The organism is Helcococcus sueciensis DSM 17243 (assembly GCF_000423145.1).
Taxonomy (GTDB): Bacteria; Bacillota; Clostridia; order Tissierellales; family Peptoniphilaceae; genus Helcococcus; species Helcococcus sueciensis.
The window spans coordinates 26,183-49,502 of record NZ_KE383982.1; the positions used below are offsets into that span (position 1 = coordinate 26,183).

The 23,320-nt window shown below is 27.4% G+C and carries 22 protein-coding genes and 1 pseudogene; 7 read left to right on the top strand and 16 right to left on the bottom strand.

The window, feature by feature from the left end:
- Positions 1-123 precede the first annotated feature (123 nt).
- The 3 genes from G534_RS0107390 to G534_RS0107400 all read right to left on the bottom strand — a co-directional run bounded on the left by G534_RS0107390 (position 124) and on the right by G534_RS0107400 (position 2,770).
- Positions 124-897, bottom strand: a complete 774-nt coding sequence (locus tag G534_RS0107390) for a hypothetical protein (protein WP_027348531.1) — start codon at positions 895-897, stop codon at positions 124-126.
- Between the two features lie 204 nt (positions 898-1,101).
- Positions 1,102-1,578: an immunoglobulin-like domain-containing protein gene (locus G534_RS0107395; RefSeq protein ID WP_027348532.1), complete on the bottom strand. Its 477-nt coding sequence runs from the start codon at positions 1,576-1,578 to the stop codon at positions 1,102-1,104.
- Position 1,579: 1 nt separating this feature from the next.
- The gene (locus G534_RS0107400) at positions 1,580-2,770 is read right to left on the bottom strand and encodes a S1 family peptidase (RefSeq protein WP_027348533.1); all 1,191 of its coding nucleotides are present in this window, start codon (positions 2,768-2,770) and stop codon (positions 1,580-1,582) included.
- A gap of 599 nt (positions 2,771-3,369) precedes the next feature.
- Between G534_RS0107400 and G534_RS0107410 the strand changes: the two genes are divergently transcribed.
- Complete coding sequence (locus tag G534_RS0107410; RefSeq protein WP_156896588.1) at positions 3,370-3,576, top strand: hypothetical protein; 207 nt, start codon at positions 3,370-3,372, stop codon at positions 3,574-3,576.
- 138 nt (positions 3,577-3,714) lie between these two features.
- Here G534_RS0107410 and G534_RS0107415 read toward each other — a convergent pair whose 3' ends face one another.
- Positions 3,715-5,001, bottom strand: a complete 1,287-nt coding sequence (locus G534_RS0107415; RefSeq protein ID WP_027348535.1) for a hemolysin family protein — start codon at positions 4,999-5,001, stop codon at positions 3,715-3,717.
- Between the two features lie 186 nt (positions 5,002-5,187).
- Here G534_RS0107415 and G534_RS08265 point away from each other — a divergent pair.
- Positions 5,188-6,021: pseudogene (locus G534_RS08265) on the top strand (thymidylate synthase).
- Between the two features lie 8 nt (positions 6,022-6,029).
- Complete coding sequence (locus tag G534_RS0107425; protein WP_027348536.1) at positions 6,030-6,536, top strand: dihydrofolate reductase; 507 nt, start codon at positions 6,030-6,032, stop codon at positions 6,534-6,536.
- Positions 6,537-6,649: 113 nt separating this feature from the next.
- Here the strand turns inward: G534_RS0107425 and G534_RS08270 are convergent, their stop codons facing one another.
- Genes G534_RS08270 through rlmD form a run of 3 tightly spaced genes read right to left on the bottom strand, consistent with a single transcriptional unit; the run spans position 6,650 to position 10,004 of the window.
- Complete coding sequence (locus tag G534_RS08270; RefSeq protein WP_051177475.1) at positions 6,650-7,630, bottom strand: alpha/beta hydrolase; 981 nt, start codon at positions 7,628-7,630, stop codon at positions 6,650-6,652.
- The gene (locus G534_RS08275) at positions 7,630-8,655 is read right to left on the bottom strand and encodes a glycoside hydrolase family 18 protein (protein WP_034596144.1); all 1,026 of its coding nucleotides are present in this window, start codon (positions 8,653-8,655) and stop codon (positions 7,630-7,632) included. Before G534_RS08275 ends, G534_RS08270 begins: the two co-directional genes overlap by 1 nt.
- Positions 8,656-8,696: 41 nt before the next feature.
- A complete protein-coding gene (gene rlmD / locus G534_RS0107440; RefSeq protein ID WP_027348537.1) occupies positions 8,697-10,004 on the bottom strand; it encodes a 23S rRNA (uracil(1939)-C(5))-methyltransferase RlmD in 1,308 nt (435 codons plus the stop codon).
- A gap of 197 nt (positions 10,005-10,201) precedes the next feature.
- Between rlmD and G534_RS0107445 the strand changes: the two genes are divergently transcribed.
- From G534_RS0107445 to G534_RS0107455, 3 genes are all read left to right on the top strand, one after another.
- Positions 10,202-10,558: a DUF2089 domain-containing protein gene (locus tag G534_RS0107445; protein ID WP_027348538.1), complete on the top strand. Its 357-nt coding sequence runs from the start codon at positions 10,202-10,204 to the stop codon at positions 10,556-10,558.
- 9 nt (positions 10,559-10,567) lie between these two features.
- Positions 10,568-11,623 (top strand): DUF4097 family beta strand repeat-containing protein, encoded by a 1,056-nt coding sequence (locus G534_RS0107450; protein ID WP_027348539.1) that lies wholly within the window; start codon positions 10,568-10,570, stop codon positions 11,621-11,623.
- 204 nt (positions 11,624-11,827) lie between these two features.
- Positions 11,828-12,997, top strand: a complete 1,170-nt coding sequence (locus G534_RS0107455; RefSeq protein WP_027348540.1) for a G5 domain-containing protein — start codon at positions 11,828-11,830, stop codon at positions 12,995-12,997.
- Positions 12,998-13,113: 116 nt separating this feature from the next.
- On the opposite strand, the gene G534_RS0107460 is transcribed toward G534_RS0107455, so the two are convergent.
- Genes G534_RS0107460 through G534_RS0107490 form a run of 7 tightly spaced genes read right to left on the bottom strand, consistent with a single transcriptional unit; the run spans position 13,114 to position 19,104 of the window.
- Entirely contained in the window at positions 13,114-13,500 is a 387-nt protein-coding gene (locus tag G534_RS0107460) for a hypothetical protein (RefSeq protein ID WP_027348541.1), read from the bottom strand.
- 35 nt (positions 13,501-13,535) lie between these two features.
- Positions 13,536-14,582, bottom strand: coding sequence for a type 2 isopentenyl-diphosphate Delta-isomerase (fni, locus tag G534_RS0107465; RefSeq protein ID WP_027348542.1), 1,047 nt, complete (start codon positions 14,580-14,582; stop codon positions 13,536-13,538).
- Positions 14,582-15,646 (bottom strand): phosphomevalonate kinase, encoded by a 1,065-nt coding sequence (locus G534_RS0107470; RefSeq protein ID WP_027348543.1) that lies wholly within the window; start codon positions 15,644-15,646, stop codon positions 14,582-14,584. The genes fni and G534_RS0107470 overlap by 1 nt, the downstream gene beginning before the upstream one ends.
- Positions 15,643-16,608: a diphosphomevalonate decarboxylase gene (mvaD, locus tag G534_RS0107475; RefSeq protein WP_027348544.1), complete on the bottom strand. Its 966-nt coding sequence runs from the start codon at positions 16,606-16,608 to the stop codon at positions 15,643-15,645. Before mvaD ends, G534_RS0107470 begins: the two co-directional genes overlap by 4 nt.
- A 16-nt stretch (positions 16,609-16,624) precedes the next feature.
- Complete coding sequence (gene mvk, locus G534_RS0107480) at positions 16,625-17,536, bottom strand: mevalonate kinase (protein ID WP_027348545.1); 912 nt, start codon at positions 17,534-17,536, stop codon at positions 16,625-16,627.
- Between the two features lies 1 nt (position 17,537).
- The gene (locus G534_RS0107485) at positions 17,538-18,881 is read right to left on the bottom strand and encodes a tripartite tricarboxylate transporter permease (protein WP_027348546.1); all 1,344 of its coding nucleotides are present in this window, start codon (positions 18,879-18,881) and stop codon (positions 17,538-17,540) included.
- A 4-nt stretch (positions 18,882-18,885) separates the two neighbouring features.
- Positions 18,886-19,104 (bottom strand): hypothetical protein, encoded by a 219-nt coding sequence (locus G534_RS0107490; protein ID WP_027348547.1) that lies wholly within the window; start codon positions 19,102-19,104, stop codon positions 18,886-18,888.
- Positions 19,105-19,289: 185 nt separating this feature from the next.
- Between G534_RS0107490 and asnA the strand changes: the two genes are divergently transcribed.
- Complete coding sequence (asnA, locus tag G534_RS0107495; RefSeq protein WP_027348548.1) at positions 19,290-20,303, top strand: aspartate--ammonia ligase; 1,014 nt, start codon at positions 19,290-19,292, stop codon at positions 20,301-20,303.
- A 642-nt stretch (positions 20,304-20,945) separates the two neighbouring features.
- Here asnA and deoD read toward each other — a convergent pair.
- Both deoD and G534_RS0107505 read right to left on the bottom strand, forming a co-directional pair.
- Positions 20,946-21,656: a purine-nucleoside phosphorylase gene (deoD, locus tag G534_RS0107500; RefSeq protein WP_027348549.1), complete on the bottom strand. Its 711-nt coding sequence runs from the start codon at positions 21,654-21,656 to the stop codon at positions 20,946-20,948.
- 21 nt (positions 21,657-21,677) lie between these two features.
- On the bottom strand, positions 21,678-22,991 hold the full coding sequence (locus G534_RS0107505; RefSeq protein WP_051177476.1) for a M18 family aminopeptidase: 1,314 nt from the start codon (positions 22,989-22,991) through the stop codon (positions 21,678-21,680).
- Positions 22,992-23,320 lie beyond the last annotated feature (329 nt).

The window sequence follows — 23,320 nt, forward strand, 5'->3', positions numbered from 1 at the left end:
TTTTTTTGAAAATTTTACTTAATTCTCAGAAAATCAAACATTTTCCTTCATTTTTTTGAAAATTTTACTAAATTCTCATAATTTTGTGGTTAATCAAACATTATTATAAAACAGTGGCAAGAATTACAACAAATACCTTTTTATCAGGTATATAGCATGGCTTTTGTTAAATGGTACTCCCTCACCTTCAAAAGTTATAATAAGATTCTCTCCTACCTTTATATTGTTTTTTTCATATTCTCTCATTTTATAAATAAATTTATTTATATATACTGGATCATTCATTATTCCGAAATGCTCCCAATATATTTCTTTTAAATCTTTTCCCAAAAATGTAAAATCTGGATAGTAAGTTATATTATTTTGTAAAACTAACCTTTTCTCATATTTATATTTAATATTATAATCATGAAATAAGTCGGCTAGTATAAGTTCACTTTTTGATCGCATGAATTCCCCATTTTTGCTTTCAAGATTAAGTTTTACGGGATAGTCTAGCGAAACATATTCTTCTTTTATCCATTTATCTACCATAACTTCATAACTTGCCTCTATAGGATTTACTTTTGCTTTACGACCTGGATGTAAATTATCATAGACTGATGTAAGATCTAGTTTTTTTAGTGTATTTATTAGTCGATCAATACTCTCTATTCGTTTCTCTAAAACTTTAGATAATTTTACTTGATAATTATTATTTGCTATATCATAGATCTCTTGATTTTTAACATCTTTTATTCTAAATATATCATCACTATTATTTGCTATATAATAATAGAATTTATTATTCTTTTGTGAAATACTTAATTGATTATCACAATTTTCCTTATCCAAAGTTAATAACAATTCTCTCTGCTCTTCGTTATATTCTATAAGTTCTTTTATAATATCTTTCATAATACCTCCTATATCTATTAAGCTACAAAAGCAAAAATAAAAAACGCCAACATAATTACAAATATGTAACATTTTATACATGATATAGGAAATATTAATGACATAAAAAGATACCTGCTAGAATAAGGTGACCCCTCAAAGTTGTTTTTTAGGTACAACTTTGAGGGGTCAGTTCAGAACCGAATCAATCTGATATTTAAAATATTATTTAATCTCAAAAACTACATCAGCATATTCTGAGTTTTCTTTATCTTTCCCATCAGAAGTTTGGGGTATTTCACTATCTATAACTCTATCAAATTTTTTTCGCATTCTATAGATTCCTTTTCCATTTTCAGAAAATAGTGTTTCCGAGAAAAAGTATGTTTGATCCAAGCTTTCCCCAGCTTTTAATTCAAAGCCCAAATCTTCAAAAGGAGGTAAATCTTCTATCTCCACCCATTCGCTATTTTTATATTTATAAATAGTATAATAATAGCTAAAAGTATAATCATAATCACTTTCATTTTTGATATTTAACGTAAACTTATTGTCTTCATTAACTTCAATATTCATGGTGATATTTTTACTTGTATCTTTTGAGTATAATTCTTCAATATTTAATTTATTTTTACTACACGCCATAGAAATTAAAAATATCGAAATGACTATTATTAATAATATTATTTTTTTTCTATTCATTTTAATATCCTTTAGTTCCTAAATTATTATTTACAACTGAAGCTTTAGAAAAAGATTTTTGACTTTCTGAATAAATTCCCTTATGCACTCCCACAGGATGCGCTATATTAGATGAAGGTAATTCAAAATAAACTAATCCACCGCTATCTCCACCCGCAGAGTGATAATTGGCAATCGACATATTAGTAAATATTACCCCATTCCAATTTTGAGTAGAATTGATATTTGTAATAACTCCAGTAGTAGTACCAGTTTTAAAACCTTTCTTTTTCACAGTTGTACCTACAGAAGGATTTAATGGGGTCGTAGACAAAGTATGATTTGCTAAACTATTGGATATACTATAATTAGTATTAGTTAACCTAGCAAATGCTGCGTCTACACTTCCATAATTAATATTTTTCTCAATAACTCCTATTTTAACTCCATTATAATAAACATTTTGACCTTGTTTTCCTGCATGTCCAGATAAAACTATACCTTTTACTCCATTTCTAGTAGATCTATATGCAAAAGAAGAACTCCCTTTTGATGGTGTTCCTACATTAATATTAGATCCAGGATTCACATTAATTTCATTCATCATTCTATCAGTTTTCTTTCTAAAAACAATTGAATCAGAATCTGATACTTTCATTTTAAATTCTAAGACATTTTTAGGATTTAAATCATATAATTCTACAATAACTTTATTATTTATTACATCTACTGAACCAGAAGCAAAATTATTCAATAGATTATTTTTATTTATTTGCATATATTTTGAAATTCTATCTAATACATAATTTAAATAGTTCATAGAATAATCAACTTCGCGATATATTACATCATTAAATTCTCTAGTATTAAGTTTATATTTTAATGAACCATCATCATTTTTACCTCTAACAATATTAACAATCATTTTACCATTCTCAACATAATTTCCACCAAATTCTTCTACGTAAACAGATTGTTCTAGTAGACTTAAATCAAAATTTTTATAATTAACTTCAGATTTAGTCAATTTACTTTTATCTAAAGTGTTTTTTTGATTATTCATAAATGAATAATTATCATCATTTATTAAACTATCTATCATATCTTGGTCATAAATATTAATTTCAGATTTATAATTAGCATTAGCATTTCCACCTATTATAAATACGATTAAAAATACAACTAACAATAATTTCTTTATTAGTGTTTTCATTTTATCCCTCCTTATTATATACTTTTATATTTAATATGTACTTATAGTTATGTTAATTCTTTATATTGATTAATTTATTTCTTTTTTTACTAATCTTCTTAACACTAATAAATTAGTATAGCGGAAAATGTAATATATGAATTTTAATAATTAAAATTTATTTATTATCTATCTTAGATTTACCCCCATTATAAAAATATAACCATAAAATATAAATAAAAACTTGTCACCATTTTATAATATTTATAATATACATCCTTGGGTATCTATAATTGAGATAAGCTCTTGATAAATATTACATCTCGTTATGTGATCTTTATCATAAGTTTATAAATACATTTATGAGGTGAGTTTATGACAAAACAGATTAAAGGAATTCATCATGTTTCTGTTATGATATCGAGTGGACAGAAAAATTATGAATGGTTGACTATGTATTAAGAATGAGATTAGTCAAGAAGACTATGAACATCTAGGTGAAAAACTATCTCTGCCACCAAAATTTGAACCATATAGAGATCAAATTGTTGATTTATTAGATCCGATTGACACTGTAATAAGTAATAAAATATTTGAAAAAGAATATCTAGGATTTGATCATGAGTAAAATGTATCATATTGAAAATAGCATGCTTCAACCATCATTAAAATACAAATTATTATCTTCATCAATTATTCCAAGACCAGTTGCTTGGATTACAAGTTTTAATAGTGAAAATGAGTTAATAAATATTACAATGAAGATAATAAAAGAAAAACTTGGATATTTAAGTCCGGTTAAATATAGAAAATTAAATGTAGCTTAGATGCGATTTCTCCTAGGGGAAATATTTAGGACTACAAAAAACCAGAGACAAATATTTCTAAATGTCTCTGGTATAAAGTCCAACTTTTGGGGTCAGATCATATTTCCTAACAGATATTTTTAATAACTATTCATCTAACTAATAATCTTCAGATTCTTCTGAATTTTCGTCTATTTTTTTTACACTAACTTTGTCTACACGATTTGCATCTATATTTTTAACTTCAAATTCATAATTCTCATATACAAATGAATCTCCTGCTTCTGGCATTTTATCTAGTTTTTCAACTACAAATCCACCAAGAGTATTTGATTTTGATTCTTCATCTTCTTCTAATTTAAGTATGTCAAAGGCCTTATCTATGTCAGTTTTACCTAACATTTCATATTCAGTACCCTTATTTATAGATCTCACTTCATACTCAATTTCATCAGATTCATCCCATATTTCACCAACTAATTCTTCAAGTATATCTTCCATGGTTACTATACCTTCTAGTCCCCCATGTTCGTCTATTATAGCTGCCATATGGATTTTGTCATGTTGCATAAGTTTTAATACATCTGAAAGTTTCACTCCACCAGGTATATACAATACATCTTTAACAATTGATCTGATATTTAAATTTGAATTATTCTCTCTTTTATCTCTTAAATATCTGAAGAAATCTTTTTCGTGAATTAATCCCACTACTTTGTCAATTGTATCTTCGTAAACAAGTAAACGTGAATATCCATGGTTATCAAATAATTCTAATATATCTTTATCACTATCTTTAACATCAACAGCAATTACATCAATCCTAGGTATCAATATTGTAGATACATTGTAATCATCAAATTCCATTGCACGTTTTACTAATGAATGTTCTTCTGATTCTAAATTTCCACCTTCATGAGCTTCATCAACATATTGTAAAAGTTCATCTTCACTAATACCGGAATCTTCATCTTCTGGAATAAATTTTTTAACTAATTTTTGCCATTTATCCATAATCCAAACTATCGGCTTAAAAATTATCATTACAATATTCAATAACGGTGTAAATTTTACAGCAACTTTCTCTGGAAGTGTTTTAGCTACTAATTTTGGTGTTATTTCTGAAAATATTAATAATAATACGGTAGTAATAACAGTGGATAGTAAAGCACCATATTTTTGATTTATTTGCATAAAAAATAAAGTTGCTACTGCCGAAGCAGTAATATTTACTAGATTGTTCCCTACAAGTATGGTAGAAAGCAAGTTTTCATATTTTTTATAAAGTTCCAAAGCTTTTTCAGCCTCTTCATCTCCTATTTTTGATTTAGTCTCTAATTTTGCTTTCCTTAATGATGTAAACGCCGTTTCTGACGCTGAGAAAAATCCCGATAAAATTATACATAATAAAAATATTAAAATATGCGTGACCTGAAACGAATCCATGTGATTCTTGTCCTCCTAAAATTTCACTTTATAATCTAAACTAATAATATTTGTTAATATAACTGTATTATATCAAATTTTAGGAATAAATATAATAGCATAATATATAGTAGTTTATTTTCATTTATATAAAAAGGATACAATATTTGGTATAATGATAAATATATTATAGTATCGGAGGTTAATATGACACTGTGTGATAAAAATTTTAAAAATATTGCAAATAGAATATTGAATGAAGGATCAAATACTAAAGGTGAAAAAGTAAGACCAAAATATGCAGATGGTACTCCTTCTCATACATATTTTGCAAATCAAGTGTTTGAAAGATATGATATTTCTAAAGGAGAACTTCCAATACTCACAATAAGACCAGTAGCATGGAAATCTGGTATAAAGGAAATTTTATGGATATATCAAGATCAATCTAATGAGCTTTCTATATTAAAAGAAAAATATAATATTCATTGGTGGGATGATTGGAATATTGGTGATGGTACTATTGGACAAAGATACGGAGCTACCGTTAAAAGACATAATTTAATGAATAAGCTTCTTGATGGTCTTAAAAATCAACCATATGGAAGAAGACATATTATGAATCTATTCCAAGAATATGATTTAGAAGAAACTAAAGGACTTTATCCATGTGCAATGGAAACTCAATGGGCTGTTAGAGATGGATATTTAGATATGACATTGATTCAAAGATCTTCTGATTTGCCTGTAGCAAATGCAATCAATAAAATACAGTATGTAGCTTTGATGATGATGGTCGCAAGACATGTAGATCTTGAGCCTGGTGTATTTTGTCATTATGTCAACAACGCACATATATATGATAGACATATAGACCAAGTTAAAGAATTAATTGAAAGAGAAGAATAAAAAGATGGTGAAAATATTAGACTTGTATTGAATCCAGATAAAAAAGACTTTTATTCTTTTACTATAGACGATTTTACACTTGAAAATTATAATCCACAAAAACCAAATTTAAAATTTGAAATGGCTATTTAGGAGTTGAAATGATAATAGATAATCTTTATATGATAGTTGCAATTACTGAAAAAACAAGAGCAATCGGAAAAAATGGCGATATGATTTATCATCTAAAAGAAGATTTAAAATATTTTAAAAAAACTACGACCGGACACACCATTGTTATGGGAAGCAAAACATATTATAGCTTTCCAAATGGAGCCCTTCCAAATAGGAAAAATATAGTCCTTACAAGAAGTGATAAAAAATTTCCAGATGCTGAAACACTTCATTCAAAAAATGAAGTCCTAGAATACGCAAAAAATCATCCTCAAGAAGAAATTTTCATAGTTGGTGGAGACAATATTTATCATCAATTTATAGAAAATGCATCAAAACTCTATGTCACAATTATTGACGAAGAAAACCCTGTAGATGCGGATAGTTTCTTCCCGGAAATAGACTCTACTATTTGGAAAAAAACTTCTGTATCTGATGATGTAAATTCTGGCAATAGTCCAAATTATAGATATATAGTATATGAAAGAAAATAATAAAAAAAATGGTAAACTCTTATATGAACTGACCCCAAAAAGTTAGACTTAAAAACAACTTTAATGAGGTCAATTCACTTATATCACATAAGATTTACCATTTTTTTAATAATTTAAAATTCTAACCATTTTACAAATTCATCTATATATAAGTCGTCACTAAATCCATGGCCTTCTCCCGGTAAAAATATTTGACTAATATTTCCACCTTTTTGTTTCAACTTCTTAATATATTCCTCTACCGATTCTTGAGGAATTACAATATCACTATTTCCATAGGCCACAAATTGCCATGCATCTTCATTTGATAAATTATCTGCTAAATGGAATTTTTCTAAAAGTTTAGATCTTTTTTCTTCTGTATCAATTTTATCATCATTTAATACTGAACTAAGCATTGGAAGATGATAATTAAATGTAAGCTGTGGATATATAAATGCAGCTTTTGAAATACTATCATCTACCTCATCAATTTCATCTTTTTTATAATCGATAAATTCACTAGAAAGGACATCTTTATTCATATATTGATTTACAAAGCTTGAAACTACATATGCACCAGCTGAAAATCCCATAGCATAAATTTTATCATTTCTATAATATTTATTATCTTTATTATGATATCTTAAATATCTTATAGCTCTTTGAATATCTAGCATTGGAATTGGAAAATTGTATGGATTGGATCTATAGTGGAGTAAATATGCTGAGATTCCATTTTTATTTAATCTATCTGCGATACTCTTTCCTCCACTTGCATCTCCATCTATTGTCTTGTATATAAATCCTCCTCCAGACAATACAATTACTGCTATTTCTGAATTTTCAACTTTATATGGTATTAAATATGGTATATCTTCAAATGTTTCACATTCCCATTTACCTTTAATTTCATGTAAATAAGTAAATGTATCTCCAACTTTAGATATATCTTCAAAAGATGTATTTACCATTTTCTTTGTGTAGTTCAACATGCAATCAAATTTATTACCATCAAAATCTACATTTAAATAATCTAATTTTGATTCTTTGCTATATCCTGGTGGTAATTCCCATATATTTATTTTATTTTCAATATTTCTAAGTTCTTGCATTATTTCCCCTCAATTAATTTATACATTTCAAGCATTAGTGGATTTTCTTTCCAATCAACATATCTCCAAAACATCAATCCTTTTAAATTTTGATCCATTACATATAAAGCCTTGGCTTTTACAGATCTGGAATTATCATATGAATGGAAAATCTTTAGCTCTTTTGAATATGAATATGGGCTTTGTGCTTCTTCATCATAGTAATTTTCAAATAAAGGATTATCAATCACTTCATATTGAAGTTTTGGATAATGTGGACCATGTTCTCCTCCATTTGGAGCAGCCTTTTGTAAAAGTCCATTGTTGTTAGATTCTACACCTTCCCAAAATCTTGAATATTGTCCAAATCCAATTACTATTTTTTCTTTTGGTACACCATTTTTAACAAGCAATTCTACACCATCGCTTGCAGACATTTGTATTATATCTTCTTTCTTTGTATATAAGGTAGTATGAAGTCCTGTAAATTCTTGTCCAAAACCTCTTAAATCATATGTCATTAAAAGAATATCATCTAAGTAATTTGGTATTTTTTCTAGTTCAACAGAACCTACAAACCACTCACCAACACCAGCTGCAATCGAAAGTAAATATTCCCCTTTATCATCCAGTCTTTCTCTAATCTCTTTCAATAATATTGTGAAGTTTTCTCTATCATATTCTGCAAAATCTCCACCAAAATCTCTTGTAGGAAATTCCCAATCTAAATCTATTCCATCTAGATTATATTTATCTATTAAATCTATTAATGAATCTATAAATTCTATTCTACTATCTTTATCATTTGCCATTATTGAAAACCCAAAAGCTCCTGCTCCCCCAACTGATAAAACTATCTTTAGCTGGGGATTTATTTCTTTTAATGAGTTTAAATTTTCTAGATATGATTCATCTCTTATATTAGCTTTATTATCTTTTAATACTGCAAATGCTAGATTAATTCTAGTAAACATCTTAACATCTCTATCATAAAGATTTGGAACTTCATTTATTGGTACATATGCGATAAATTCTTTATTAAACATAATTTCTCCTTACAAATTTATATAAAAATTATTGTTTTCTATTAATCTCTGACTAATAATATTACAGTCTCTGATTCAATAGTATTTACAAATTGATCGAATAAAGTCACTTCTTTAAGCTTAAAACCAAATTGCTTAAATCTTTTTATATCACGAGCAAGTGTCCCTACATTACATGAAATATATACTATACTAGAAATATTAGACTGGCCGATTTTATTTATAATATTTTCATCCAATCCTCTTCTTGGCGGATCAAATAATGCCATTGTCTTATTTTCATTTAGACTTATTTCATCAATCGCTATCTCTGCCGGTTTATTTATCCAATTTATATTATTTATACCATTTATAAATGCATTCTCTTTTGCATCATTTATTGCATCTGTATTTATTTCCACGGATACAACTTTCTCAACTAAATCGGATAAGATAATTGAAGTTGTAGAAATACCACTATATAAATCAACTAGAATATTTGGATTTATCCTCTCTATATATTCTCTGGCCTTTAGATAAATTTTATAAGAAATTTCCTTATTTACCTGCATAAATGCTCTTGGAGAAATCAAGAATTGATGCTCTCCTAATATTTCTTTAATTTTATCCTTCCCGCTTATATGAACTAAATCTTTTATCTTATAATTATTTTTTGTGTTATTTCTTGAAACATAGAAACTGTCTGTAATTTTCTCATCTTCTATTCTTTTATATAACTTTTCAAAATTATATTCTTGATTAAATACTATAATGAGCATAGTTTCTCCAATTGATGTAGATCTAATAATTATATTTTTTAAGACCCCCGTATTATCAACTGGATTGTATCCTGGTATATTTAATTCTGTGATTATAATTTGTAATTTCTTTACCAATTTCTGAATTTCTTTAGTATTCATCATACAATCATTAATTTCAATTAAATCATATGAATTTCTCTTAAAATATGATAATTTACCTGATTCAGATACTTTTAGCTCCAATTTGTTTCTATATCCATTTTTATCAATAGCTTCAATTACATTAATATCTATTAATTTTTCATCTGCAATTCTATTTATCGAATTGATAATTGTATTTTTCTTATATTCTATTTGTTTTTTATAATCTATATTGTAAAGTTCATACACTCCACATAGATTTTCTTCACCTATATCCTCTATTAAAAATGGTGATTCTTTAATAGTTTCTATTTTTATTGCATTATAAAATGATTTTTTCTTCTTATATACATCGGCTAATAAAGTCTCTCCTAATATTGCATTTTCAACGAAATATATTATGCCGTCTTTTTTAGCTACTCCTCTACCTTTATCATCCAAATCAATTATTTCTAATTCTATATTCATTTTCCTCTTCCGTTTTGCATTATTTATTAAATAAATAGTATCACATTCAATAAAAAGTTTGTAGTCTTAATATTTTTAATATTAACATTAATATTTTTTAGATTAAAATTAAAATTGTTAATTTTTTTAACCGAATTAATTAAATTTATTTTACTTCCAACTTAATTTGTGATATATTAAATTCAATAGGAGGAGTCATGAAAGAAAATTTATCTAATTGTCCTGTATGCGGAAACAAATTAAAAATAGTAAAATATTCTTGTGATAGTTGTCATACTGAAATAAGTGGTGATTTTACACAAGATAATTTTTCAAACTTAACACAAGATCAAAAAAAATTCATGGAAATATTTATATTAAAGAGAGGCAGTATTAAAGAAATAGAAAAGGAACTGGGAATTTCATATCCTACTGTTAGAAGTAAACTAGATGATTTGATAAACGCTTTAGGGCATAAAGTTGAAGCAAATACCTCAAAGATAGAAATATTAGAAATGTTAAATAGTGGCGAAATTACATCTGAAGAAGCAACAAGATTATTATCACAATTATAGGAGGTTAATATGTCTGAAGAAAGATTAATGATATTAAACATGTTAAAAGAAGGCAAAATAACTCAAGAGGAAGCCTTAAAGTTATTGGACGCTATTGGAGATAAGAATAATCTCAATGATAAAAAAACTAAAAAAGCTAGTGATATGAGTTTCAACGACATGACATCTAAAATAGGAAATGCTATAGAATCAGCATTTTATAAAATGAGTGATTCCCTATCAAATATAAACTTCGATTATAGCTTGTTCAATAATTATACCGGTAGAATCACAAAATCCATTAGAATTGATAATATAGAAGATAAAATAAATCTTTATATCAAAAATCGTAATGAGAAAGTTCAAGTTTATCAATGGAATAAAGATTATGTAGAAGCTATTGCAAATGTTTATTACGATGAAAAAGAATATACAAGGGACTATGATTTTTTAATCCACACAGCTAATGAACAAAATCATTATATCGGTATAGACACTGAAAAATCAAATAAAGGATATTCCGTTAAAATAACTGTTAATATACCTGAAAATTTAGTAGAAAATCTTAAAGTAGAATCTACAAATTCAAAAATTGAGGCTGATAATTTAGATATTGATTATGCAGAATTTATTACAACTAATGGAAAGATTTCTTTAACCTGTATAGATGCTAATAATATCGTTTGTAAAACTACAAATAGTAAGATTGCTGCAGAAAATATTGAATCAGACACATTAGAATGCATTACAACAAATGGTAAAATTGTACTAGAAACAATAGATGTAAGAAAAGTGGATGCAAGAAATATGAATGGTTCAATAAATATTGACACAATTAATTCTAAAGCTAGAGAAGTAAATCTCAACTCTACAAATGGTGGTTTATATATAGAAGGATTAAATTATTCAAGACCTATTAAAGCTACAATTTCTGGTAGATTAAGTCATAATCTATCTCCAAACTTTATAAACTTAAATGAAATGTCTCGCGAAATAATAGCTACAACAATTGATTATACAGAAGATTCTGATGATGTACTAAATATATTTGCCTATACAACAAATGGCAAAGTTGAAATTATTTAAATTTTGTAACAAATTCTGTGAGTGAAATCGAAGTTCACAGAATTTGTTTTTTTGTGTAAATTTCAACATTTCGATTACATTTTGATATTTATTTATCAATAATTACAAAAAGTTACATTTTAGGTTACAAAATAATTACAAATTACTTGACATTATATTACAAAGACCTTAATATAAGTAAGTAATGTTAAGAAAGAGGTAATTATGAGTTTTATTAAAAACAATAAAAACGCAATTATAGGTGTTTTAACATTAACTACATCTATATTTGTTGGCGAAATGGCTTTAGCTAATGTGCCAAAAACTATTAATCTTTCTGTAGATAATAACGAAATTACAGAAATTGAAACTTCATCTAAGAATGTTGAAGATTTACTAAATGAACTTGGATATAAAATTGATGAAATAAAAATTTCAACTAATTTAGATGACACTATTAGAAATAACTATAAATTAGACATAAATACTAAAAAGACCATAACATTTAATAACGAAGGCAACAATCTTATGGTAAATACATATGCTACCAACGTTAAAGACTTTTTAGATGAATTGAGTATAAAATATGATTCAGATGATATTATTAATCCATCACTTGATTCAAATATCAAAAATGGTGAAAAAATATCATATGACAATGTAGTTACAGAAGATTATACTGAAACTAAAGAAATTGAATTCAAAAAAGAATCTAAATACTCTTTTGATTTAGATTATGGAAAAAAAGAAATAGAAGTAAAAGGTGAAAATGGTAAAAAAGTTTTACATAAATCTAAAACTTTTATTAACTCAAAGATAGTTTCAGATGAAGTAGTTAAAGAAACGGTTACTAAAAAGCCAATAAATCAAGTTACTTTAATAGGTACAAAAGAAGTTGTTGAAGAAAGTACAGAGCCTGAACTAATTGAAAAAGAAAATTCTTCACTTTATGAGGGAGAAACTAATGTACTTCAAAGTGGATCTGAAGGTTTAGTAAGATATACTTATGAAAACAATGGTTCTGAAAGAAAACTAGTAGAAGAAAAAATACTGAAAAAATCAGTTGATAGAATTGTTGAATATGGTACAAAGTCTAGACCAGTTGCTTCATCAACAAGTGGAATATATAGTCTATCCGACTTAACATTCCATGGTGTTATAAATTGGGGTGGATATAAATTCACTTATTACTCACAAAGTGTATTACCTGGTGGGGGCTTAAACATTCCAGGAAGACATGTAAATGCTGGTGGATTTGTAGCAGATGGCGATGGTTATATAGTAATTGCAAATAGTGCTCCAATCGGAACAATAATAAATACACCATTTGGTTATCAAGGTAAAGTTTATGACAGAGGAACTTACGGAAATCACATGGACGTATATACAAGATAATAGAAAAATCCATCAAACTAATTAGTTTGATGGATTTTTTGTTTTAAAAAGAAAATATCTCTTAGAAGTTAGCAACCCCAACAGATATTTTAGAACCTTTATTAAAAATATTAATTCTAATTAAATAAGTCTTCTAATTCAAATTGTTTGATTAAATATTCCCTTCTTATATCACTAAATACTATATTGTATATCTCAGGATTACTTATGTTAAACGCTTTTTCCTCAGATCTAAAGTCTTCGATTTCTTTAATACTAAATCCAGTAAGTTTAGCTCTTAATTCATTATCTTCTTTTGAATCTTGTTCAGATTCAGGCATATTTAATAATTTAATTATATCCGGTTTAATTTTCTCATAATAATTGTCTGATTCGTGCGTTTCTTTGTAAGATTCTTTGATTTCCTTTATATTTGTGTTTTTTCTCGATGTAAATAAAAGAAAAGCAATAATAAATAGTACCAAAATTGCTATAATATAAATAAGTTTGTTTTTTTGTCTCATATCGTACTCTTTATATATTAAGAATTTAAAATAAATTACTTTCTATTTGCCAGAGCTTGAACATCTATATTTCTAAGTCTTGCAAATTCATTTAATTTTCCTCTTATTAGTATATCTTTTTCTTGTAATTCTTTTATATTATTAGCACCTATTAATGCCATAATAGATTTTATTTGATATTTCCAATTATTTACAATGTCTATCGCATTTTCTATATCTATATCATTTACTAGCATAATAAATTTACCAGCCATAGAAGTCGATTTAGCGCCTAATGCAAGTGATTTTACTATATCATATGTATTTCTTATACCACCAGATGATATAATCTCTGTATTTGAAACAAACTCTTGAGCTTCAAGTAAAGATTCCGCTGTACTAAATCCATATTCTTCCAAAAATGCTAGAGAATCTTTTTTTCTTCTGGAATTTTCAATCTTACCAAAATTAGTTCCACCTTTTCCAGATATATCAATCGTCTTTGCACCAATTGATTTTAATAACTTTATAGTTTCTCGTGACATTCCAAATCCTACTTCTTTTACAATAACTGGAACACCTACATTTGAGATAATATTTTCAATATTTTCAATCCATTTTGTAAAATCTCTTTCACCTTCCGGCATTATTATTTCTTGTGCTGGATTGATGTGAATTTGAATCCCATTTGCATCTATAAGATGTACAGCTTTCTTAGCTTCTTCTAAGCTCTTATCCGCTCCAATATTTGCAAATATTATACCATTTTTATTTTCTTTTCTTACAATCTTAAATGTATCTTCTATTTCCTTATGTCTTAGAGCAACTGATAATGAACCAACTCCCATCATCGTATTTGTTTCTCTTGCAAGTATGGCAAGTTTTTGATTGAAGTTTTTTGTAAGCTCTGTTCCACCTGTCATCCCATTTATATAGAATGGATGGGATTGAGTAAATGTTGCTATTGATGTACTTATATCTATATTATCAACATTTGTATTCGGTAAGGAATTATGAACAAAATCAATTAAATCAAAATCACTTTTTTTAGTTTCATCATGAAATGAAATCGCAAGTTTTAAGTGTTCATCTTTTCTTTCCATTATTCCTCCTCATAAATATCTAAATCAAGCATTTTTATACCTTTACTATTCCAATTTTCTTCAAGGATTTTCGTGTTAAAATCATATTTCGATATTGCAATACCACAGTCTCCCCCACCTGCACCTGAAGTCTTGGATGCTAAATCGAGATTTTTAGATATTTCAATCAAATTGTGTAGACTCTCTTTTTCAATTTCAATACCATATCTTTTTGAATACTCTAATAAGAGCATACGATTTTTTTCTATTGACTCTTTTAAAAATTCAAAATCTAATGATGTATATGCATCTATAAAATCATCAACACATTTGTCACTTTCACTTGTAAATCTATTTATAAAATCATCATTATTTTTAATTCTATTGATTGATTTTCTTACTAAATTGTCACTTGATGCTGGGGACTTTGTCCATCCTACAAGGATTTTATAATCTTTATTTCTCTTTATTTGTTCAATAGATAAAGTATTCCACTTTAATTCAATTGTCTTTAATACGCCATTGAATTCATAGAATTTTTTAATAAATTTTCTATCAAAAGATCTATACTTAACTATTCCCGTGAAACAAACTGTTGCAATATCTCCAAATGAGCTGTTCATTATTAATTTCATGCTAGCAAGTGTAGCTAATTTAAATATTTCCATATTTGTGTATTCATATTTATAAAATTGTAAAATAGCTTTTGTAACCGCAACCACAACAGATGCACTAGAACCTAATCCATATTTTAATCCATCTTCTGATTCTAATTCACTTAAAACTTCTATATCATAATATTTAGGAGTTATTCCTTTTACACTAATAAATTCGTCACATATATGCATTGCTTGAATTATATATTCAAATCTATCATCTCTTTGTTCAACAACTATTTCATTATCTCTTCTAGACCAAATTAATTTAATATTAGAATAAGATTTAATTGTTCCTCTATGAGTTGATTCTTTTAATTTCACAGTAATAAACTTATCAATAGCTATTGCAACTGATTTATGACCAGGCATAACAACAGAATATTCGCCTGCAATATATAATTTACCTGGTACTTTAACTTCAATCATACTAATTCCTCTACTATTACATCATTTCCAATATTAGAAATGATAATATTATCAAATTCGTTTAATTCTTTAATTATGCTGTCAACTTCCGTCTTTCTAACTATTAATTTTACATTTGGACCTGCGTCCATTGTATAATAAACGCTAAATCCCATTTTTCTTAATTCTCTAACTTTATTGATTGCTTTTATACTTTTTTCTTTAAAATATATTATTGGTGGATTTGAGCCTAGCATAGTAGCATGCATTTTCATAGCATTATGTTCAGCAATTTTCCCAATTTCATCAATATCTCTATCTTTAATAGCTTTTTTTATTGCAATTATATCTCGCTTTGAACTTTCAACAAAAGATTTATATAAAGGGGATGTTTCAACTGTTTGTTTCATAGCAGTTCTTGAAGATATATCTTTTTTTTCTTCATTTAATACTAGTATTATCATAGCAATATCAAAATCTCCATCATCTATTTTTTTTGCAAATGATGTTTCATGATCTTTACCCTTTATCCATTCAACAAACCCGCCATAAATACTTCTTGAGGCAGAACCGGACCCTAATCTTGCTAGCTTTGTAAGATTTTCTTTGTCATAATTAAGTTCAAATAGTGAATTTAGAGCAGCAGAAAGTGCTGCAAATCCTGACGCAGATGACGCCAAACCTGCAGCTGTAGGTACATGATTAAAGCTGTGAATTTCAACTCTTTTATCAGATGATGCAAGATTTCTAAATATATCTATATATTTAGAAATCTTAGCAGTTTCTTTGTCATCTTGTAAATTATTATCTAAGCAGAATAGATCTTTATCACTATCAGAAAAATTTACTATTGTCTCTGTATAAAGATTTTCTAATGTCATAGATAGTGAGTTGTTATTAGGGATTATTAACTCTTCATCTTCTTTTCCCCAATATTTAATTAATGCAATATTTGCATGTGCTTTTGCTTTATATCTTTTCATATTACCCCTATAAATTTTATATATTTGATATCCAAACTTCTTTGTCTAAATTTTCAAATTCTTCTTTTATTTTTTCAGCTATTTCTAGTGTAGAGCATAATGCTATCATGCATCCTCCGCCTCCACCACCTGTAAGCTTTGCTCCAAGAGCTTTATTTTTAATGGCAATATTTACCATTTCATCAAGCTCTTTACATGAAACTTCAAGTTTTTGTAGATTCATATGAGCCTTATTCATAGTATTTCCAAGATTTTCTAAATCCTTATCTTCTATATACTTTCTAGCTTCATTTGAAAATTTAGATAAATTTTCTATATATTCCATATATTTTGAATCTTGTTCAATCAATTTCTTTACATTTGATACGGTCTCTTTTGTTTTGCCTTTTATGCCTGTATCTCCAATGACTAGAAAAGCATCTAAATCAATTGGGAATATTTCAATCTTTTCATCTTTTATGAAATATACGGATTTATTATGTTTTATTACATTGATATCTATTCCACTGGGATTTCCATGAATAATTCTTTCAGAAATATTTGCCCATTTTGATATATCATCTTCTGTATGTTCAATATCAAAATATCTAAACAATGCTCTTGCAACGGCTAATGATGCTGCAGCAGAAGATCCCATTCCTCTTTCATTAGGAATATCTGATTCTATTATAATCTTAATCTTTTTTCTTATATTATATTTTTCAAAAAATTTCTCTATTAAATTTCTAATTCCTAGTAAATCTTCTGATGATTCACAAAGTTCTCCTTCAAAAAATTTACAATAAATATGATTTTTTTCACTCTCTTCTATATACACATCTAAAGATACTGAATTTATAGGTATTGCAATAGCTGGTTTATCATATACAACACTATGCTCACCTATTAAAATTATCTTTCCATGTGAAGTTGCTAATGAATTTTCCATCTTAACCTACCAATTGTGTTATAATCCATGGCGCAGCATATAATGCCATAAATTGAACACCATAGTTTACACCTTGTCTGTTTAAAAATCCACTTACGATACTTATTAATAATACACCAAATATATTAACTACACCAGCATCCATATAAGATAAAAGTATAATGAACGAAATAAATAAACCTAAAATCGCTTCATGTGGTATCTTCTTTAATACAAAATTTGAAATAGATGATGCATATTTATTTGTAAGTACATATGATACAGTAATAGCTATAAATGCAGCTAAAATTATCGGTAAAAGCATTTCTTTAAATGACAATATATGATGGATATTGTTTTGTGTAGTAAATACTGGTTCCGCATCGAATAAAGCAATCCCTGGACCAATTGATACTGGTGATAAAGGTATCCCCAGTGCTATTATAGGAATTAATATACCAGATATATATGTAGCTTGTATCATTGCTGACATTACTGTGATAGTTAAAAATGATTCTTCTGTTTTACCTTTTTTACTTTTTCCCATTATTTCACCAAATAAAATTGTAAGACCAACTGGCGAAAGTACAAATAAGAAATTTGAAATGAAACTTGATATAGCTGCTCTTCCCATCTCTTCTTTAGTTGAAATCTTAAATGGATTTAATTGTTTAGTATCCATTTTTGGAATTATAATTTCCTTGTTCTTATCAGTTTCTAATTTTTCTCTATTTGATTTACTAAATAATTCTATAAGATTTATTATTAATGGTCCTATTGTTATCGCTAAGAAAAATGAAACTGTAATGTTTTTACCTTCAGGAACAATGCCTGTCCCCCAATACAAATGTCTAAGTGACATAAATAACATTGAAAGTGGAATAATACTTAATAAAGATAAAATTTTTGCTTTACTAAGTAATGATAAAAATATCGCTCCACCTACAAATAATAGTGATGAATACTGCTTCAAGAAATTACCATATGGTGCTATTAAACTTGCTAATATTAAAGATGTTGGTAATGCTATTACCACACCAATTAAAGATCCCACAGCCATTTTTTTAATTACTACAGCTGATAATCCTTTATCCTTTAAATATAAGCTGTGTTCCATCATTGGAGTTGCCATAACTCCTCCAGGAAGTCCAACCAAAGCTGTTGGAATTGCATTTGTAACAGATAAAGTGATAATTGCTGCTACGAAAAATGCTAAAATTACTCTTGCATCTACTCCTGTTAAAACCAGAGTCAAAGTGATTGGTACTAATACCGAAGTTTCATCTGTACCAGGTATAAATCCTATTAAAGTGTATATTACAACTCCAGCTAATATGGCTACAATCATTTGTAAAAATATACCCATACTATTATCCTACCTTTACATTTCTTTTTGGTTTAAACAATATTGATGTAATTATAAAACCTATTACAGCTCCAAGTAATCCCATAAATAGCTGCATTGAAGTATTGTCTTTATCTGCTAAAAAAAACATTCCCATTGTGGAAATTATACTTATTAAAATACTTAATATTAAATCTTTTAGGGAAACTACATCTCCCCATAATACTACTTTATCTTTTTTCACATTTACCTCTATATATTAATTATAGTTTTAAAAATATATTATCATTAAATTTATTGTTTTACAACAAATTTTTATTCTTTTTTGATAAATTGTTAATTCTATTTAATAAATCTTTTTATGAAAATAGCTATTATTCATAAATATGGTATAATTCTTATTATGAATAAAAAACATCTGGAGTTAATATGACAAAAATATACATACCAAAAGATTATAAATCAAATTTAGATTTAGCTCAAACACAATTTTTTATAAAAGAAATTAAAGACTTTTTCCAATATGCATTAGCTAGAAATTTGGAATTATTAAGAGTCTCTGCTCCTCTTTTTGTAAAAGAAGAAACTGGACTTAATGACAATCTTTCTGGTGTAGAAAACGCCGTAAATTTCTCGATTGATGAGAATGGAAAACAAACAAAATTAGAGATAGTTCATTCGTTGGCAAAATGGAAAAGATATGCTTTACATAGATATAATATCCCAAAATATAAAGGTTTATATGCTGATATGAATGCTATACGCTCATTTGAAGATTTAGATAATACACATTCTCTATATGTAGATCAATGGGACTGGGAAAAAGTTATTGATGAAAAAGATAGAAATATTGATTTTCTTAAAATGACTGTAAATACTATATTTACTACATTAAAGGATTTAGATTATCATATGAGATTAAAAATCCAAGGATATGAAACTCTTCTTCCTGATGAAATCACTTTTATAGATACTCAAGAACTTGAGGATAAATATCCAAATCTTTCACCAGAAGAACGAGAAAAAGAAATTGTAAAAGAAAAAAAAGCAGTATTTCTAATCGGTATTGGCAAAAAATTAAAATCCGGAAAGCCTCATGATGATAGATCACCAGATTACGATGATTGGAATCTTAATGGAGATATAATTGTATACAATCCTATATTAGACGATGCTCTAGAGCTTTCAAGTATGGGAATTAGAGTATCTCCTGAAGCCTTAAAACATCAATTAGAAGTATCTGGAAATCTTGACAGATTAGAAAAATCTTATCACAAATCTCTGATAGATAGAGAACTTCCTTTTACTATTGGTGGTGGAATTGGACAATCAAGACTTTGTATGTTTTTCTTACAAAAAGCACATATAGGTGAAGTTCAAGTATCAGTATGGCCAGAAGAAATGATAAAAGAATGTAGTGATAATGGAATAATTTTGTTATAGGGATTGGTAGAGATTGTATAATTTCATGAATCCCGTATAAGCTTGTAAATGCTCGAACAGCTTGCATACCAACAAAAAACACGATCAAAATAAAATCCTATTTTATTTTGATCGTGTTTTTTGTTTTACCAGTATAAATGGCTTTACGTTGTCTACGTTTTGTACTAGTATAAATGGCTTTATGTTGTCTACGTTCTGTATTTGACTTTGAGTGGTACCTAAATTAAATACCATTTCTGATTTTTCCAATTTATTTTTCATTTTTCAGAAAGATTTTAACCATTTTTCCGTATTTCGATAATAATTTTTGATTTTTCAGAAAAAAAAGACTCTTACAAAGCCATTTTACATGATTTTGCTCCCGTTTGTTACATTAAATTAACAATCAAGTTAAGATTTTCTGAATTTATAATTATATTTCTCAAAAATCAGAAAATCAGCTGTTTTCTTTCGGTTTTATGCAATTTATTTTTCAAAACTCAGAAATGCTCTCTAAGTGGTATCTATTTATGAAATAAAAAATGAATTCACAAACAAAAAAAACAGAGACAAATATTTCTAAATGTCTCTGGTATAAAGTCCAACTTTTTGGGGTCACCTTATTTTCACCTTGAAAGATATTTCTAAACAAAATTTTTAATTTTATTCTGGAGCAATTTCTAAAGCCATTTCCATCATTTCTGTATATGCTGTTTCTCTAACTTCTGAAGATTCTTCTTCTTCACTATTGTCTGATACTGTACATATACATAATGCTTGTTTTTTATTTTCTAATGCTGACATATATAGTCCTGCTGCTTCCATTTCTATTCCTAATGTTCCATATTTTTTTAAGTTTTCGATAACTTCTGGATCCCATTTTCTATAAAATTCATCTGATGAAAGTACTGAGCCAAAGTATGCATTTAAATTATTTTTTTCAGCATATTCATGCGCTTTAAGTACTAATTCAAATGTTGGTGTAGGTGCAAATTGAATTATATCAAATTTACCTCTAACAACTGAAGCTGGAGTATTTGCTGCTGTTGCTACAATAATATCTCTTACTTTTAAATCTGGTTGTAGACCACCTGCAGTCCCTACTCTTATGATTGTTTGAACATCATAAAATGCAAATAATTCATGATAATAAATCATAGCTGATGGAATACCCATTCCAGAACCCATTACAGAAACTCTTTTTCCTTTATAGTATCCTGTAAATCCAAGCATTCCTCTTACATCATTAAATTGAGTAACATCTTCTAAGAATTTATCGGCTATAAATTTTGCTCTTTTTGGATCTCCTGGCATAAGCACAGTATTTGCTATTTGATCTTTACTTGTTGCTCCAATATGTGGTGTTGGTATCATATTCTCTCCTTTATATATTTTTTATTCTGCTTCATAAAAAGCTTGCATAAGTCTCGCCATGTATATGTGGTCTTCTACCCCTTGCATCTCTCTTATTGAGTGCATTGCAAGCATTGGATTTCCAATGTCTATATTTTTAATTCCTGATGCAATTTCAATAAGTGAACCTATTGTAGATCCGCCTCTTAAATCAGAACGATTATGGAAAAATTGTAATGGAATATTATTTTCTTTAGCAATATCAATAAGTATTGCTTTTCCAAATCCATCAGAAGCGTATGATCTTGATGCTGATTCTTTTATTACTGGGCCCTTATTAATATGTGGTCTATTTGTTGGGTCAGCTTTTTCTTGATAATTTGGATGTATTGCGTGAGCTTGATCAGCCGAAATCATAAATGATTTATATATTTGATCTACAAATGTCATTTCATCATTTCCTAATGAATATGAAATTTTCTTTAACACATCTTTAAATGTAGTTGATCTTGCTCCTTGTTGAGTTCCAGATCCTATTTCTTCATTATCAAAACCAACAAATATTTTAGTTTGTTTTGACTCTTTTGAATCAATAATCGCTTTTAATCCTGCATGCATCATGCCTAAATTGTCAATCTTTCCTGATTGTATGAACTCGCCTTCACTTCCTATTAGATTCGCTTGTTCTCTACTATATAGGAATAAATCAGTACTTAAAATATCGTCTTTATCTATCTCTAATTCAAAAGCTATCAATTCATTTAAATCAAAATTTTCATCTAATCCAATTACTGGAAGTAGTTGAGTTTGAGGATTTGGTAATTTATTTCTTTCATCCATAGAAGTCATATGAATTGCAAGTGATGCAATAGTCAATAAATCATAATCAAGATTTACTAATTTTACTTCTGGATTTAAGGATGAATCACCTTTTACAAATACTCTACCTGCAATAGATAATGTTCTATCCAACCAAGTATTAACAAGTGGTCCACCATATATTTCTGTATTTAATAATGTGTATCCTTCTTTTTTTATTACAGAATTTGTTTTTAATTTGAATGTTGGTGAATCTGTATGAGCACCTACAATTTTAAATGGCGCTTCTTTATCAGATCCTACTACAAAAGCAATTATAGTTGAATCATTTATTACTAAAAAATATTTTCCTTCAGCTTCTAAATTCCATTTTTCATTAAAATTTATTTGTATAAAACCATTTCTTTCAAGTCTCTCTTTTGTAGCATTTGTTGAATGATACATAGTTACAGATTCATCAAGATAGTTCAAATAGTCCGCTATAAATAATTCTTCATCTTCAAAATCTTCATAATATTTTTCGTATTCTATTTTCATATTAACTCCTTGTATAATGAACACATAGTAATTAGTGTTCTTTTTTTCTTTTTACTATATGATAAGTATAGGCTTGTGGATTGGTTATCACTCCTATAGCTTTGACTATTTTATTAAGGCTCCAACCACAATTCTATGTTTATTTGTTTATGAGTTAGATAACGCTATGACGTTTTATCTCGAGCAAGGTTACGATACATAGATTTTTGTGGATAACCACAGCCAATTTATTTGAAAGGATGGTTTTTATGTTTCTTGTTGGTATCGATGTTGCTAAAGATAAGCATGATTGTTTTATTTGTGATTCTGAGGGTAATGTGCTTAAAGAT

Excerpts from the sequence above, each read along its gene's own strand:
- G534_RS0107485 (WP_027348546.1), bottom strand. The coding sequence starts at position 18,881 with ATGGGTATATTTTTACAAATGATTGTAGCCATATTAGCTGGAGTTGTA.
- G534_RS0107395 (WP_027348532.1), bottom strand. The coding sequence starts at position 1,578 with ATGAATAGAAAAAAAATAATATTATTAATAATAGTCATTTCGATATTT.
- G534_RS0107450 (WP_027348539.1), top strand. The coding sequence starts at position 10,568 with ATGTCTGAAGAAAGATTAATGATATTAAACATGTTAAAAGAAGGCAAA.
- mvk (WP_027348545.1), bottom strand. The coding sequence starts at position 17,536 with ATGGAAAATTCATTAGCAACTTCACATGGAAAGATAATTTTAATAGGT.
- G534_RS0107470 (WP_027348543.1), bottom strand. The coding sequence starts at position 15,646 with ATGATTGAAGTTAAAGTACCAGGTAAATTATATATTGCAGGCGAATAT.
- G534_RS0107445 (WP_027348538.1), top strand. The coding sequence starts at position 10,202 with ATGAAAGAAAATTTATCTAATTGTCCTGTATGCGGAAACAAATTAAAA.
- G534_RS0107415 (WP_027348535.1), bottom strand. The coding sequence starts at position 5,001 with ATGGATTCGTTTCAGGTCACGCATATTTTAATATTTTTATTATGTATA.
- G534_RS0107505 (WP_051177476.1), bottom strand. The coding sequence starts at position 22,991 with ATGAAAATAGAATACGAAAAATATTATGAAGATTTTGAAGATGAAGAA.
- G534_RS0107390 (WP_027348531.1), bottom strand. The coding sequence starts at position 897 with ATGAAAGATATTATAAAAGAACTTATAGAATATAACGAAGAGCAGAGA.
- G534_RS0107455 (WP_027348540.1), top strand. The coding sequence starts at position 11,828 with ATGAGTTTTATTAAAAACAATAAAAACGCAATTATAGGTGTTTTAACA.
- G534_RS0107425 (WP_027348536.1), top strand. The coding sequence starts at position 6,030 with ATGATAATAGATAATCTTTATATGATAGTTGCAATTACTGAAAAAACA.
- G534_RS0107460 (WP_027348541.1), bottom strand. The coding sequence starts at position 13,500 with ATGAGACAAAAAAACAAACTTATTTATATTATAGCAATTTTGGTACTA.
- rlmD (WP_027348537.1), bottom strand. The coding sequence starts at position 10,004 with ATGAATATAGAATTAGAAATAATTGATTTGGATGATAAAGGTAGAGGA.
- mvaD (WP_027348544.1), bottom strand. The coding sequence starts at position 16,608 with ATGAAAAGATATAAAGCAAAAGCACATGCAAATATTGCATTAATTAAA.
- G534_RS0107400 (WP_027348533.1), bottom strand. The coding sequence starts at position 2,770 with ATGAAAACACTAATAAAGAAATTATTGTTAGTTGTATTTTTAATCGTA.
- asnA (WP_027348548.1), top strand. The coding sequence starts at position 19,290 with ATGACAAAAATATACATACCAAAAGATTATAAATCAAATTTAGATTTA.
- fni (WP_027348542.1), bottom strand. The coding sequence starts at position 14,582 with ATGGAAAGAAAAGATGAACACTTAAAACTTGCGATTTCATTTCATGAT.
- deoD (WP_027348549.1), bottom strand. The coding sequence starts at position 21,656 with ATGATACCAACACCACATATTGGAGCAACAAGTAAAGATCAAATAGCA.
- G534_RS08270 (WP_051177475.1), bottom strand. The coding sequence starts at position 7,630 with ATGCAAGAACTTAGAAATATTGAAAATAAAATAAATATATGGGAATTA.
- G534_RS08275 (WP_034596144.1), bottom strand. The coding sequence starts at position 8,655 with ATGTTTAATAAAGAATTTATCGCATATGTACCAATAAATGAAGTTCCA.
- G534_RS0107410 (WP_156896588.1), top strand. The coding sequence starts at position 3,370 with ATGAGTAAAATGTATCATATTGAAAATAGCATGCTTCAACCATCATTA.